A 14,333-nucleotide genomic window follows, 5' to 3' on the forward strand; every position below is an offset into this window, starting at 1 on the left:
TTCCACGGCCGGCGATGGAGAACACGTCTTCCACCGGCATCAGGAAGGGCTTGTCCGTCGCGCGCTGCGGCGTCGGGATGTAGCTGTCCACCGCCTCCATCAGCTTCAGGATGGCGCCCTCGCCGACGTCGCTCGTGTCACCCTCGAGCGCCTTCATGGCGGAGCCAGGGACGATGGGAATCGAGTCGCCCGGGAAGTCGTACTTCTTCAGCAGGTCGCGAACTTCCATCTCCACGAGCTCGCGCAGCTCGGGGTCGTCCAGCAGGTCGACCTTGTTCAGGAAGACCACGATGTACGGAACACCGACCTGGCGCGCCAGCAGGATGTGCTCACGCGTCTGGGGCATCGGGCCGTCCGCGGCCGAGACCACGAGAATCGCGCCGTCCATCTGCGCCGCGCCCGTGATCATGTTCTTCACGTAGTCGGCGTGACCCGGGCAATCCACGTGCGCGTAGTGCCGGTTCTTCGTCTGGTACTCCACGTGCGCCGTGGAGATGGTGATGCCGCGCTCACGCTCTTCCGGCGCCTTATCGATCTGGTCGTACGCCAGGAACGTGGCGCCGCCGGTCTTGGCCAGCACCTTCGTGATGGCCGCCGTCAGCGACGTCTTGCCGTGGTCCACGTGTCCGATCGTGCCGATGTTCACGTGGGGCTTGTTACGCTCGAACTTCTCCTTGGCCATGACACTCCTCTAAAAAATGGAGCCCTGAACCAGGATTGAACTGGTGACCTCATCCTTACCAAGGATGCGCTCTGCCAACTGAGCTATCAGGGCTTGGCGATGCTATGAACTACAACGTTTGGAGCGGGAAATGGGATTCGAACCCACGACATTCAGCTTGGAAGGCTGACGCTCTACCAACTGAGCTATTCCCGCGTTGCCGAGTGGAGGGAGATGGATTCGAACCATCGAAGGCGTAGAGCCGGCAGATTTACAGTCTGCTCCCTTTGGCCGCTTGGGTATCCCTCCGCACTTTTACTTCAGACTGCGTACTGCACCCCATACTGCTCGTCTCGGGCCCTCATCCGCGGCCCCCGTCCTGCTTGGCCGGCGGCGGGACTTGAACCCGCGACCTACTGATTACAAATCAGTTGCTCTACCGACTGAGCTACACCGGCACTCATCCGGCTCCTGCCCACCGCCCTACCCCACCTCCACCGAACCCGTCAACAACCCGGCTCCGATGTGCGAGGCGCGCCCTTTTAGAAGTCCCCATCATCCAAGTCAAGGGGATTGATCCCAGATGATGGCCGACTAACGGGAGGCGCTCCCCCGCTGCCGGGCGACCTCGTATAGCAGAATGCCGGCAGAAACGGACGCATTGAGTGAACCGACCTGACCCGCCATCGGAATCCGCAGGCGATGGTCGCAGTGCTTGAGCACTCCCTCCCTCACCCCTGCCCCCTCGGCCCCCACCACCAGGGCCAGGGGCCCGTCCAGTCGGGCGCTCCACATGGGCTCGGTCGCGTCCACGTCCGCCGCGGCCACCCAGAGCCCTGCTTCCTTCAGTTCTTCCAGGGCGCGAGAGATGTTCACGACCCGGGCGATGAGGCAGTGCTCCACCGCGCCCGCTGACGCCTTGGCCACCGTGCCCGTCACCTGCACGGCGCGGTCCTTGGCGATGACGACCCCATGCGCACCCAGCGCGTGGGCCGAGCGGATGATGGCGCCCAGGTTGTGCGGATCCTGGATACCGTCGAGCACTACGACGAGGGGAGGCCGCTTGCTGGCCTTGGCCGCGTCGATGATGTCCTCCAGCGCCGAGTACGTGAAGCCTCGAAGCTCGAGCACGACGCCCTGGTGGACCCCGCCGTCGGCCATGGCGGCGAGGCGCTCGCGCGACACCTTCTCCACCCGGACACCCGCGTCCCGGGCGCGGCTGAGCAGCTCCCCCGCCGCCTTGGCGGCCAGCTGCCCCTCCACGATGAACAGCCGCTCCACTTCGTCCGGTCGGGCCCTCAGGGCCTCGAGGACCGGATTGACGCCATAGACGTGACGCGCCGGGGAGTCCCCGCCCTCACGCTCACCTCGACCACCCTTGGGGGGACGCTCACGCATGGGAATTAGAGGACCTCGACGGGAACGGAGAGGGTCTTCTGCTGGCGCGCGCAGATCTTCTCCGTGCAGATGAAGAAGACGAGCTTCGCGTCCACCGAGCCCTTGCCCGCGGCCGTGGCGGAGAAGGGAATCTCGAAGCGGGGGTCCGCGAACTCCTGGCCCGCGGCCTTCTTCGCGACCGAGTCCTCTCGTCCCAGCTTCTCCTTCGCGACGGAGACCTGCGTGCCCTTCACCTCGAGCTTCAGCGGGGCCTCCTCGGAGACATGGGCGCCGGGCTTCGTCTTGACCGAGACCACGAAGACGCCCTTCTCCCCCGTCTTGACCTGGCTGGAGGAGCCGTCCGTGGACACGTCATAGAGGCTGGCGGGGTCCACTTCGTCGGCGGACGCCGGGGCCGTCCAGACGCAGGCCACCAGCAACGCGGCAACGGAGGTGAAGCTTCGGATGTGCGACATGGCGGGTCTCCTGAAAACGGGTGCTGCCTATCATGCCTGCGACGTGGGGCGCCGGCATTCTCTTCACGCGCCCCCTGCTCCGCTCGTGGGCGTACGACTCGTGCGCTTCCTGCGCGGTGCCGGAGATGTTGGCAGCCCCGGCGAGGGAAGACTTCGAGGTGGCAGGAGGTCTGGCACGGACACGGGGTCCGCGCCCGCGACCAGTTCCTCGGCGCGGATGATGATGGGCGTCGCCAGGTCCATGCCCGTGACAGCCTCCATCTCAGGCAAGGCGGGCGAGCTGTTCACCTCGAAGACCTTCGATTGGCCCTGGACGTCCAGCAGGTCCACCGCAGCCACCTCCAGCCCCACCAGCCGTGTGGCCTTCTCCGCCGTGGCACGCTGCCCAGGCGACAGCTCCATCGCTTCCAGTCGAGCTCCCTTGATGAGCGTGTGAGCGAACCGACCCGGACGCGCGCGGCGGCGCACCGCGGCCACCGCCTTGCCACCCACGACGAGCACACGTACATCCTGGCTCGTGCTCTTCACGTACTCCTGCATCACCAGGTTGTGGCCGAGGCCAAGCACCGCCTCGAGCGCGGCCTCCAGCGACTGGAGGCTCTCGCACACCATCACCCCGTGATTCTCCTGCCCCTGGAGCAGCTTCACGAGCACGGGCACCCCACCCACCAGCCCCACCATCTCCTTCAAGTGGGCGGCGTCCCGCGCCATCACCGTGGCGGGAATGTCGATGCCATGCGCGGACAGCAACTGCAGTGAGCGCATCTTGCTGCGCGACTGCGCGATGGCCTGGGCGTGATTGACGAGCGGCACCCCGCCCAGTGCGAACTGATTCACCACCGCGAGCCCGTACGTGTTGATGGATTGGGCGATGCGCGGAAGGACCACGTCCGTGGGCGAGAGCTTCTTGCGGTCGTAGTAGAGCGTGGCGCTGCCCCCGTCCAGGTGCATCTGCACCCGGAGCGGGTTGAGCACGCGCATCTTGTGCCCCCGCGCGCGGCCCGCCTCGACAAGACGCCGAGTGGAGGGAATGGAAGCGGACCGCGAGAGGAGGGTGACTTTCATGGGCAGGGGACGGCAACCGGGCCGGAGGCGAGGGGACCTATAATCCCCGCACCGTCCCGGGTAAAGCCGCCCCCGGCCGCCTGCCTAGCGCTGACGGATGGCGCGAACCTCGATCTTGATGGGCGCTTCTGGTCGGGAGTTCTTGATGCGCTCGCACGCCGCGCCGTTGAAGAGAACGCCGTCCGACGTCAGCGACCAGGTTCCGTCACCCGCCAGGGTGCGCTCACCCTCGATGTAGACGACGATGAGCTTCGGGTCCGAGGGAAGCTGCGGGCCCTTCAGGGGAATCAGGCAAGGCTCCAGGTTCAAGACCTCCTTGCTGATCCGCTCCAGCGCGTCTGCCAACTCCACCTGGTTACCTGCCTGATAGAAGGCTCGGCCACACAGGCCCGTCGCCGCGATGCACGTGTCGTTCGCGCCACAGGCCGTCGGGTCATCGGTGCAGGAACGGGCGAAACCACCCGCCGACGCCATCGCCTGGAGCACTGCCGGACCATCACCCGAAGCCGTCTCGGCGCCAAAGCCGATGACGATGGTCGTGATCTTCTTGTCGCTCAGCGCCTGCACAGCCCGCACGGAGGCATTGGTGTCGAGGCAGCCACGCTTCTCGAAGGCGGTGGAGATCTGCGAACCGCAGAGATTGCCAGCGATGGTGCACTTGCACAGTTCCGGTTGATCTCGGCCAGAGTACTCATTCTCCGGGTTGCAGTTGGGCAGACCGTCCGTCAGCAGGATGACGAAGTTCTTGCGGTCCTTGTCCTGCAAGCCGGCCATGGACCCGATGAAGTTCAGGCTTCCGCTCGTCGGAGTTCCGCCCACCGGCTGCCCGGTGCCGTGGTTCGGAATGCCCTGGATCAAATCGTTGATGGAGTTGGCGTGGGCCAGCAGCGACGCATCGTCCTCGACGACCGGCAGGTCCTTGCGGACCGACGTCGCGGTGGGACCGGTGCAGGCCTCGATGCTCGAGCCCGTCGAGGCCTCGGGATAGGTCGTGAGCGCGAAGCGCACGTAGGGACCGCTGTTCGCGAGGAACTGGGGGACGGCGGCCTGCAGCTCCGACCACCGAGTGGGGCACGTGGCCGTGGGGCACGCGTTCTCATTGCCACACAGCACCGTCAAGCCGTCCTTGTCCTGCACCTGGCAGGACGGCCGCGACGTGTCCACCGGGAGCGTCATCGAGCCGGAGATGTCCACCAGCATCATGATGTTGGGCTTGCTCGCCAGGGCGGAGATGGTCTCCTCGACCGTCGTCTGTGCGATGGCGAGCGGCTCCACCGGCTCGAAGTCGTAGGACTGACAACCCGCGACGACGACACCCGAGAGGGCGCCGAGGACGAGAGCGCTCAGGAGGGGCAACTTGGCGCGCATAGGTAATGAATTCCTTCTGCTTCTCATGGGGGGACGCGGAGCTCCGCGCGGCCGGGCTCTTCAGGGGACGGCTTGGGTGAAGAGTATCGCGTGACTCCCCTCGGAGGCTACAGCCTCAAATGGAGGGCTGCATCCGGTTCAACTGATACTGCGAGGTTACAGCAGGAACCGATGGGTTCCCCTCGACAGGCACACACGTGGTGTGGCGTGGACGACATTGGCGCCTGCCTGATCCCTCTTCACTACGGCTCACCTAGAGCGTCAGCGTGCGCGCCCCCTGCGTCAGCCGCCATAGGGAGGCCAGCCCCATCACCTCGTCCAGGGGGCCCTGAAGCGCCTCGGGCTCGAAGCCACACAGGCGCACCGTCGTGTCGCAGGCGATCAACTTCGCGCCCAAGGCCCTCGCCTCCTCCATCATCTTGAGGGGAGCCGGTACGCCCAGGGTCTCGCCTCGGGCGTGCTCCTCTCGCTCCCGCTCGCCCTCGGGCTGACCGAAGGTTCCGCCCACCCAGGACCGGAGCGCGTCGAAGGCGAAGACGAAGTAGACCTCGTCACCCATGGCCACGGCGGTGATGCCCATGGAACTCGCCTGGAACGCCGGCTCATACGTGGCGTGCTGCAGAAAGAAGAAGACGCGTCCAGCCATCAACGCAGCACCATAACGGGGTTCGAGTCCGAGCGGGCAACCGGCATATAACCCGGGACGTTCCCCTGCTCGAGGCGCCCCCATGCCAACACCGACCTCGCCGCCACCTTCTCGCACCATCGCGCTCCTCCCCTCTCGCGGACGACGGTGGTGGCACCTCCTGCTCGGAGCGGGGCTGATCGCGAGCTCCGGGGGCACCGCGCTCGCGTACTCACACGCCTCGGGAGAAGCCTCGCCGGCCGTGCCCACCGCACCCGCCCCAACTCCGGTCCCGTCAGGTGGTTTGAGGGAGCAGGTGCTGATGTTGCTCGACCCCTCCCAGGGACCTCTTCGAGAGGAGCAGTGGCGTCAGCTTGGGCCCCAGGCCGTGCCAGTCCTTCGCTCGCTCGTGGTGGACCCGTCGGTTCCCTCGACTCGACGCGCTCGCGCCATGGCATCGCTCGCCCTCATCGACCCGCCGCAGGGCGCCCCTTCCATCCAGGAAGTGCTGGAGGACCCCCGCGCTCCCGCGGACGTGCGCGCCAGCGCCGCGGGTGCCCTGGCGCGCTGCCTGGGGACCGAAGCCATTCGCCCCCTCGCGGCTCGACTCATGGACCGTGAGGACCCCGTTCGGGAGGCCGTGGCCCTGGCGCTCGGGCGGCTGGGCGGACAGCAGGCCCGTCAGGCTCTCGAGGAGCGACTCCCCATCGAGGAACGCCCTCTCGTGCGCGAAGCCCTCCAGCGAGGACTCAGCCTCGCGGAGCCCTGAGCGTCCGTGACGTGACTTCCGGACTCGCGTCGGCCCTAGGCTTCCGTTAGATGGGGGCCATGCGCCCCACGGTCCTCCTGTTCGACATCGATGGCACCCTCGTCACCACCGGTGGAGCGGGACGCCGTGCCATGGACCGAGCCTTCGAGCAGCTTCATGGTCGCCGCGATGCCTGCGACTCCTTCCACATGTCCGGCATGACGGACCGAGCCATCGTCCGCACCGCTCTGCGCATCATCGGCGTCGAGGACACCGATGCCGCCATCGATGCCGGCATCGCCGCCTACCTCGCGCACCTCGCGGATGAAATCCAGAAGGTGGAGGCCCCTCGCTACCGTGTGTTCCCCGGCATGCGCGAGGCCGTACTCGAGGCGCGAAGCCGCCCCGGAGTCGCCGTGGGACTCGGCACTGGCAACGTCCGCGACGGCGCGCGCCTGAAGCTGGAGCGAGTGGCCATCCATGACCAGTTCGCCTTCGGCGGCTTCGGCTGCGACCACGAGAACCGCGTGGAGCTGATTCGTCGAGGTGCCGAGGCGGGCGCGGCGACGCTCGGTGTCCCGCGCGAGCAGTGCCGGGTGGTCGTCATCGGAGATACGCCCAAGGACGTCGATGCGGCCATCGGCATCGGCGCCGAGTGCATCGGCGTGGGCACCGGGACCTTCACCGCCGAGGCCCTTCTCCAGGCCGGCGCACACGCCGCCTTCCCTGACTTCTCGCACCGCGAGGCCCTTCCGACGCTGCTCGGCGGAAGCTGACGCCTCCCACCCGCGCTCGGAGCCGAGCCCGGCCTGTGGTATCTCCCGCCGCCCTTCCGAGGAGCCCGTCGCATGTCATCCACGCTCGAGTCCTATGAGCTCATCCGCTTCGCCGAGGCCTTCGAGGGTCGGATCGCGACCGCGGGCGAGATGCTCGCTGGCCGCCCCGGCCTGGAAGCCGAGAAGAGCTGGCTGACCACCGCCTTCGAGTTGGTGCGCACCACTCGCGCCCCCGCCGCTGGCGTGGTCGACCGCGTCAAGGACCTGCCCGAGCTGGATGAAGCTCGCGAGGAATACGCCTTCCATCAACAGGGCCTGTGGGTCGATGCCCTGGAGAAACTGCACGCGGGCATCACCTTCACCGCCAGCAGCCGCGCTCCCGTCATCGAAGCGCTCTTCCCCCACCTCAAGTTCGCCCAGCTCCGACGCGCGCCTCGCGAAGTCATCTTCGAGTACGCCACGTCGTACGAGCGGCGCACCCGCAGCTCCTACGTCTCCCGCATCTTCGCTCGCGAGGACTTTGCGCTCGTCCGTCCCGTGATGGACCAGGTCGCCGCCGCCCATGCCGCGTGGCGCGCCAGTCATGAGCCCGCGCCACTCTCGCTCGAACAGGAGGCCGTGCTCCGCGAGGAGTTGGTGAACCTGGGGCGCAAGCTCGAAGTGGCGCTGCGACAGGCGCGCCTGCTCTCCGAGGCCGCGCTCGTCCCCGTGCCCAGTGTCCATGAAGCCGCCGCGCTCGGCCTCAAGCCCAAGCGTAAAGCGGGTCGCGGACTGGCTCCCTCCGATGATGGATTGGGGGCACTGGACCTCGAGCCCTCGGACTCCATGGAGCCCACCGAGGCCGAACTCGCGGAGGTCGCTGCCCTGGATTCGTCGTCCGACGACGCGGAGCCTTCCGCCCTACGGCACAGGGCTGGGAGCAACCCGGCGGCGACCGAACCGCTCAATACGGATGAGCCCGTGGACGTCGACGTGCACTCGACTCGCGGCAAGAACGAGGCACAGTCTGCCCCCGCTCTCGAGGGTGTCGAGGACGCGTCCGTGTCCGAGCACCTGGGGACGAGCGAGCCGGCGCCTTCCGATGTCGAGAGCCCTGCGTCCGAAGGCGGACCGGTCCAAGGCGGAGCTCGTGGCCGCAAGCGCGATGCGAACGCCTCCGCGCCCGTCGTCGAGTCCGGGTCCGACGCAACGGGCGTCCCCGCTCCGTCGGCCCAGGGTTCGGCTCTTGAACTCGATGGCGGACACGCCCCCATGGATGAGCGCGCGGACACGACGGAGGAGCCGCGTGCCTCGGGCCCTCGTGGACGCAAGCGTGACGCCGAAGGTGCCCCCACTTCAGTCGCTGAGGGCGCGGACATCGCAGGGACTTCACGTCCCGCCGGGGGCCGCGGGCGAAAGCGCGGCACAGAACCGGGTTCGACCTCTGCCGACGCAGCCAGTGCGCCAGAAGGTGCGCGCGGACAGGTGACTCGTGGCCGTGCGCGTGATTCGAGTCCACTCCCCACCGCTGGTGGTGACACTGCTGACGCATCGGCGGACTCGGGTGCCCAGAGTTCCCGCGGACGTGCTCGCGATTCGAGCGCACCCTCGGCATCCACCGATACCGCGACCCCGGAAGGCTCGCGTGCCCAGGCTCCCGCCGTGCGCAAGAAGAAGGGCGTGACGTCGACCCCTGGCGCGGTAGGCACCGAGACCCCCTGAGCGAGCCTCGGCTCGCGCGTTCAAGGAACCCGGACATGGCGGACGCCGCCCTTCCCATCGACCCGCTCCTTCCGGAAATTGTCTCCACCTTGCGCGGTGCGCGCTCGCTCGTGCTCGAGGCTCCTCCTGGCGCCGGAAAGACGACGCGCGTGCCCCGCGCACTGCTGGAGGCCGGGCTCGGCGGGGGCAAGGAGATCGTCGTCCTCCAGCCGCGACGCCTCCCCACCCGACTCGCCGCCCAGCGCGTGTCCGAGGAAATCGGCGAGCGCGTGGGCGACACCGTCGGCTATCAGGTCCGCTTCGAGGACGTGCGCAGCGCCAAGACCCGCCTGTCCTTCGTCACCGAGGGTGTGCTCGGGCGCCGCCTCCTGTCCGACCCGACCCTTCGCGACGTGGGCATCGTCGTGCTCGACGAGTTCCACGAGCGACACCTGTCCGCCGACATCTCGCTCGCGCTGCTGCGCCGCCTGCAAGAGACTCGTCGCCCCGACCTCAAGCTCGTCGTCATGTCCGCGACCCTGGAGGCCGAACCCGTCCGGGCGTACCTTGGAGGTTGTCCCTCCCTGCGCTCCCAGGGCCGACGCTTCGACGTCAGCGTGGAGTATCTCCCCGCTCCAGATGACCGGCACCTGGACCTGCAGGTCCTCTCCGCCATCAAACGCCTGTTCACCCACGGCGTGGATGGCGACGTGCTCGTCTTCCTTCCCGGCGCCGGAGAGATTCGCCGCACCCGCGACGCCTGCGCGGAGTTCGCCGAGCGCCATGACGCCGACGTCCTCCCGCTCCACGGAGACCTGTCCCCCGCGGAACAGGACCGCGCCGTGCGCAGGAGCTCGCGCCGGAAGATCATCCTCTCCACCAACGTGGCGGAGACCTCCGTCACCATCGACGGTGTCGCCGTGGTCATCGACACTGGCCTCGCACGTGTCGCCAGCCACTCGCCGTGGTCCGGGCTGCCCACCCTCAAGCTGTCCAAGGTGAGCCGCGCCTCCGCCATCCAGCGCGCCGGACGCGCCGGACGCACCCGTGCCGGCCACTGCATCCGCCTCTACACGCAGCACGACTTCGATGGCCGTCCCGAACAGGAGGCCCCCGAAATCCGCCGCATGGACCTGGCGGAGACCGTGCTCTCCCTGCGCGCCTCCGGCGTCGTCGACCTCGGTGCCTTCCCTTTCTTCGAGCCTCCTCCCGCGGCGTCACTCGACGCGGCCGAGACGCTGCTTCGCCGTTTGGGCGCCGTCGACCCGAAGGGCATCGTCACGGACGTCGGACAGCGCCTGCTGCGCTTCCCCGTCCACCCCCGCCAGGGCCGGGTCATCGTCGAAGGTGAGCGCCGGGGCGTCGGCGCCGAAGCAGCCACGCTCGCCGCGCTCATGGGCGAGCGGGACATCCGTCGAGAGGCCCGCGCCAATCTGGGCGGAGGAGGCCGCGCCGCCGCCGTCGTCAGTGGACCCTCGGACCTGCTCGAATTGCTGGAGCGCTTCCGCGAGGCCGAACGCACGGGCTTCGCGTCCGGTCGACTGCATTCGCTCTCCCTCGAACAGGGCGCGGTGCAGTCCGTGGACCGCGTCCAGAAGCAGCTACGGCGCACGGTGCGCAGCCAGGGCGAGAAACCCCACCGCGCGGAGGACATCGAGCAGGCTCTCATGCTCAGCGTCCTCGCCGGCTACCCGGACCGCGTCGCGCGCAGGCGAAGGCCTCGCTCTCCCGAGCTGCTGCTCTTCGGCGGCGGCACCGCGTCCCTCTCCGAGCTGAGCGTCGTGCAGGACGCGGACTTGATGGTGGCCGTGGACGCCGAGGAGCGCCCTGGCAAAGGCGCCGTGGTGCGACTGGCCAGCGCCGTCGAACCCGAGTGGCTGCTGGACCTCTACCCCGAGACACTCGAAGAGGTGGACACCCTCCAGTGGAACGCCGAGGCACGACGCGTGGAACGCCTCACGCGCCTTTCCTACGGCAACCTCATGCTCGAGGAGACCCGCGCCCACGCGCCCGCCTCGGAACAAACCGCGCGGGTGCTTGTCGAAGCGGCGCTCGCGGCGGGCCCCGGACGGTTCGCGGACCCCGAGGCCCTGCAGCAGTGGCGCACGCGCGTGGCCCTGCTCACGCAGGCCTTCCCCGAGGCGAAGTTCCCCACCGTGGATGACGCCTTCCTGCGCGATGCGCTCGCATCCCTGTGCTCGGACGCGCGCAGCTTCAAGGACCTGGAAGGCGTGTCCCTCATCGACGCGCTCTACGCGCGACTCACCTCCGAGCAACAACGCCTGCTCGCCACCCACGCCCCCGAGCGCGTCACGCTGCCCGGAGGCCGCGGCGTCAAGGTGAACTACGAGCCGGGCAAGCCGCCCTGGGTCGAGTCACGCCTGCAGGATTTCTTCGGGATGGCCCAGGGCCCCAGCGTGTGCGCCGGCCGCGTGTCGCTCGTGCTCCACCTGCTCGCGCCCAACATGCGCGCGGTGCAGGTGACGACCGACCTGGCGGGTTTCTGGGAGCGGCACTACCCGGCGCTCCGCAAGGAGCTGGGACGCAAGTACCCGCGTCACTCGTGGCCCGAGGACCCGAGGCACGCGCAACCGCCCGCGCCCCGCCCTCCGCGCCGCTGACTAGAAACGCTTGCGCATCTCCAGGTGGTCGATGCCGCCTTCGAGGAAGACGGTGCCCATCTCGGTGTAGCCGTGCTTCTTGTAGAACTCGAGGGCGTAGAGCTGCGCGTGCAGCATGATGCCCTTGACGCCTCGTCGCCGGGCTTCCTCCTCCAGCGACGTCAACAGCAGCGAGCCCACGCGTGCCTTGCGATGCGCCTGGAGCACCGCCATGCGCCCTACCTGGCCCCACAGGCCCTGCTCACCCACGGGAGGCTGAGGCAACATCACCAGCCGCCCCGTGCCGATGGCGTGGCCTCCCTGGTTGGCGATGATGTGGTAGGCGTGCGCGTCTTCTGCATCCCGCTCGATGCCCTCGGGGACGTGCTGCTCCTCGATGAACACCACCTCGCGGATGGCGAGCGCCTGCATGAGCTCCGCCTCACTCTTGATCTGAGTGATGGAGACGGGCGCGGAAGTATCCGTGGGACTGGCCATGTCGCGGGCAAGGTACACAAAAGGACGCGAGGTCAACAGGCGGAAAAGCACCCGGACATGTCAAGGTCCCAACCGTCCATGAACCCCCGCCCCGTCGCCAGCCGTCTGCCGCTGGCGGGCTTCTACTTCTTGTACTTCGCCACCGTGGGCATCGTCCTTCCGTTCCTGCCCGCCTGGTTCAAGTCCCTCTCCCTCTCCGCGACGCAGGTGGGGCTCCTGCTGTGTCTCAGCCCGTGCATCTCGCTCATCGTCCCCTCGTTGTGGGGGCACCTCGCCGACCGCACCGGCCGTACGTCCCGCGTCCTCACCGTGCTGGCGCTCGGCGCGACGCTCGCCTTCGGACTGGTGGCCAGCGCTCGCACCTTCGAGACACTCGTCCCCGCCATGGCGCTGTACGCCTGCTTCGCCTCCGCGTTCACGCCGCTCGTGGACAGCCTCGCCCTGCACCACGTCGCGCGCACCGGTGACAGCTTCGCGCACGTGCGGCTCTTCGGCTCCGTGGGGTTCATCGTGTCGTCCGTTCTCTTCGGACTGCTCGCCACGGATGTGGACCGGACCGTGGTCCTCGTTCCACTCGCGCTGCTGGCCATGCTCGTCCCCTGGAGCCTCGCCCTGCGCGACACCGCGGCTCCGAGCCGGGGGCTGAGCCCCTTCGCGGGACTGAAGCTGCTGCGTCACCGCGACGTGCGCTGGCTGCTCGCCGCCACGAGTCTGCACTGGATGGCGTGCGCGCCCTTTCATGGGACCTTCTCCATCCACGTCATGGCGCTGGGCTTGTCCCCCGCGGTGGTGGGAGTCGTGGCGGGCCTCGGTGTCCTCGCGGAAGTGGGAGTGATGGCGCTCTACCCTCGCGTGGCCGGCGGGCTGGCGCCGCGCCTTGTCCTCGCGGTCGCCTTCGCCGCGAGCGCGCTGCGCTGGGGCGGCATGGCCCTGGTGTCGTCTCCCACGGGCATGGTGCTGCTCGCGCCCCTGCACGGCCTGACGTTCGGCGCCTTCTACGTGGGCAGCGTGGCCTTCCTGTCGCGACGCGTACCCCCGGAGCTGCGGGCCTCCGGACAAGCCCTGTTCGCCGCCTTCACGTTCGGCCTGGGCGGCCTGGTGGGCTACCTGTCCGCGGGGGCCGGCTACGACTGGCTGGGAGGACACCGACTCTTCGCCGTCGCCGGGGTGCTGGAGCTCTTCGCGGCCGGCCTGGTCCTGAGGGCCTCCATCCTGCCCGCGGAGCCGGCGTCGGGGCCCCTCTCCGCGGGGGCCTCGGGGTGATAGGCTGGGGGCCTCATGCGTATCGCCCGACTGCTCGCACTCGCCCTGGGCCTGCTGGCCGGCCCCGCCACCGCTCAGCCGGAGTTCTTCTTCGGCACGGGTGAAGCCCCCACCTTCCGCGAGGAAGCCGTGGACAAGCGCTTCCTCCGCACGCGCCTGTTCCAGGCCCTGAACCAGGGCACAGCGGATGCCGCCTGCGCACAGGTGCTGGGCGCGTACCTGACGCTGCTCGGCGAGGTGGGCACCCAGTTCCACAAGCGCGACGAGAACTTCATGCTGGACCCCGCGCTGGTGCAGGCGCTGAGCACGCAGCTGGTTACGGACCGCTTCCCGGGCAACAGCTTCTTCGTGGCCATGGTGCGCCGGGTGCTCATCGACAAGCAGCTGCGCACCGACTGGCTCCAGACGGCCGAGTCGCTCGTCCCCTTCTATCCCGCCATCGACATGGCGCGGATGCGCTTCCTCGCCGATGGCGTGAAGCCGGTGGACAGCTTCCTGCTCACCCTGCCCGTGTTGCGTGAGCGCTATGCGGAGGAAGTCAGCCGCGTCAACTCGGTGGCCGTCTCCACCGCCGAGGCCCTGTTCCGCGACAACTACCTGGACCACGACGTGGCCTTCAGCGGCATGGAGCTGGTGGACGTCAAGCTGGAGAAGCCCAAGAAGAAGAAGCTCAAGAAGGGCGAGGAGCCCGAGCCGGAGCGCATGGTGGCCCGCCTCGTCTGGGTGGAGCCCGAGCCTCCCGCGACGGCGACCTACGAGTTCCAGTTCGGCAAGCCGCGCAAGCGCGAGCGCGTGGACATCGTCGCCATCCTCCAGGACAAGCAGTACGTCGACCTCAACAAGCTGCTCAAGGGCAACCGCGTGCTCGTGCGGGGGCGCTTCTGGGAATACAAGAAGGGCCTGTCGTCCGTCGAACTGCGCGACGCCCTGCTCTTCCAGGAGCGGGACTGGGCACGCGTGGGCGCCCTCGTCGATCCGATGGCGCTGGCCACCTGCCCCCTGGCCGTCAACGACCTGTCCGGCATCGCCCCTGTCCAACCCGGCGCATTCAACAGCAGACCGCGCTGAGCCCCCGTCCCTCGCGGGAGCCCCACCTCCGCGAGGTGGGATGGTGACGTCGGCCTTCGACACGTCGGTCCCTGGCGTCGCATCCCTGGCATGACGGCTGCTTCGTCCCTCGCGCCAACGCCAGCGAG

13 protein-coding genes and 4 tRNA genes are annotated in these 14,333 nt (G+C 68.5%); 6 read left to right on the forward strand and 11 right to left on the reverse strand.

The genetic code is table 11. The features are described from left to right. From HUA78_RS12820 to HUA78_RS12865, 10 genes are all read right to left on the reverse strand, one after another. Positions 1 to 682: GTP-binding protein (locus tag HUA78_RS12820; RefSeq protein WP_174455253.1), on the reverse strand; the 682-nt coding region annotated here is incomplete at its 3' end. 17 nt (positions 683 to 699) lie between these two features. Further along, positions 700 to 775, reverse strand: a tRNA-Thr gene (locus tag HUA78_RS12825). Between the two features lie 26 nt (positions 776 to 801). Then, a tRNA-Gly gene (locus HUA78_RS12830) sits at positions 802 to 877 on the reverse strand. A gap of 9 nt (positions 878 to 886) precedes the next feature. After that, a tRNA-Tyr gene (locus HUA78_RS12835) sits at positions 887 to 970 on the reverse strand. Between the two features lie 76 nt (positions 971 to 1,046). After that, positions 1,047 to 1,119 (reverse strand) — tRNA-Thr (locus tag HUA78_RS12840). A 136-nt stretch (positions 1,120 to 1,255) separates the two neighbouring features. Next, positions 1,256 to 2,059, reverse strand: coding sequence for a 23S rRNA (guanosine(2251)-2'-O)-methyltransferase RlmB (gene rlmB / locus HUA78_RS12845; protein ID WP_141642655.1), 804 nt, complete (start codon positions 2,057 to 2,059; stop codon positions 1,256 to 1,258). 5 nt (positions 2,060 to 2,064) lie between these two features. After that, positions 2,065 to 2,514, reverse strand: a complete 450-nt coding sequence (locus HUA78_RS12850; RefSeq protein ID WP_141642656.1) for a hypothetical protein — start codon at positions 2,512 to 2,514, stop codon at positions 2,065 to 2,067. A gap of 63 nt (positions 2,515 to 2,577) precedes the next feature. After that, positions 2,578 to 3,579 (reverse strand): RimK family alpha-L-glutamate ligase, encoded by a 1,002-nt coding sequence (locus HUA78_RS12855; protein ID WP_174455252.1) that lies wholly within the window; start codon positions 3,577 to 3,579, stop codon positions 2,578 to 2,580. 84 nt (positions 3,580 to 3,663) lie between these two features. Continuing rightward, positions 3,664 to 4,947 carry an adventurous gliding motility lipoprotein CglB gene (gene cglB, locus HUA78_RS12860; protein ID WP_174455251.1) on the reverse strand — a complete coding sequence of 428 codons (1,284 nt, stop codon included), beginning with the start codon at positions 4,945 to 4,947 and terminating at the stop codon, positions 3,664 to 3,666. A 253-nt stretch (positions 4,948 to 5,200) separates the two neighbouring features. Further along, positions 5,201 to 5,593 carry a hypothetical protein gene (locus HUA78_RS12865; RefSeq protein WP_174455250.1) on the reverse strand — a complete coding sequence of 131 codons (393 nt, stop codon included), beginning with the start codon at positions 5,591 to 5,593 and terminating at the stop codon, positions 5,201 to 5,203. A 430-nt stretch (positions 5,594 to 6,023) separates the two neighbouring features. Between HUA78_RS12865 and HUA78_RS46375 the strand changes: the two genes are divergently transcribed. The 4 genes from HUA78_RS46375 to hrpB all read left to right on the forward strand — a co-directional run bounded on the left by HUA78_RS46375 (position 6,024) and on the right by hrpB (position 11,397). Beyond that, positions 6,024 to 6,341, forward strand: coding sequence for a HEAT repeat domain-containing protein (locus HUA78_RS46375; RefSeq protein WP_254614476.1), 318 nt, complete (start codon positions 6,024 to 6,026; stop codon positions 6,339 to 6,341). Between the two features lie 50 nt (positions 6,342 to 6,391). Beyond that, entirely contained in the window at positions 6,392 to 7,096 is a 705-nt protein-coding gene (locus tag HUA78_RS12875) for an HAD family hydrolase (protein WP_174476398.1), read from the forward strand. A gap of 72 nt (positions 7,097 to 7,168) precedes the next feature. Next, positions 7,169 to 8,797, forward strand: coding sequence for a hypothetical protein (locus tag HUA78_RS12880; protein WP_174476399.1), 1,629 nt, complete (start codon positions 7,169 to 7,171; stop codon positions 8,795 to 8,797). 35 nt (positions 8,798 to 8,832) lie between these two features. Next, positions 8,833 to 11,397 carry an ATP-dependent helicase HrpB gene (gene hrpB, locus HUA78_RS12885; protein ID WP_174476400.1) on the forward strand — a complete coding sequence of 855 codons (2,565 nt, stop codon included), beginning with the start codon at positions 8,833 to 8,835 and terminating at the stop codon, positions 11,395 to 11,397. On the opposite strand, the gene HUA78_RS12890 is transcribed toward hrpB, so the two are convergent. Continuing rightward, positions 11,398 to 11,874: a GNAT family N-acetyltransferase gene (locus tag HUA78_RS12890; protein ID WP_141642664.1), complete on the reverse strand. Its 477-nt coding sequence runs from the start codon at positions 11,872 to 11,874 to the stop codon at positions 11,398 to 11,400. Between the two features lie 78 nt (positions 11,875 to 11,952). On the opposite strand from HUA78_RS12890, the gene HUA78_RS12895 reads away from it, so the two are divergent. Further along, positions 11,953 to 13,137 (forward strand): MFS transporter, encoded by a 1,185-nt coding sequence (locus HUA78_RS12895; RefSeq protein WP_174476401.1) that lies wholly within the window; start codon positions 11,953 to 11,955, stop codon positions 13,135 to 13,137. A gap of 15 nt (positions 13,138 to 13,152) precedes the next feature. Further along, positions 13,153 to 14,205 (forward strand): hypothetical protein, encoded by a 1,053-nt coding sequence (locus HUA78_RS12900; RefSeq protein ID WP_174476402.1) that lies wholly within the window; start codon positions 13,153 to 13,155, stop codon positions 14,203 to 14,205. Positions 14,206 to 14,333 lie beyond the last annotated feature (128 nt).

The organism is Myxococcus sp. CA033, assembly GCF_013336625.1.
In the GTDB taxonomy this organism is placed as follows: Bacteria; Myxococcota; Myxococcia; order Myxococcales; family Myxococcaceae; genus Myxococcus; species Myxococcus llanfairpwllgwyngyllgogerychwyrndrobwllllantysiliogogogochensis.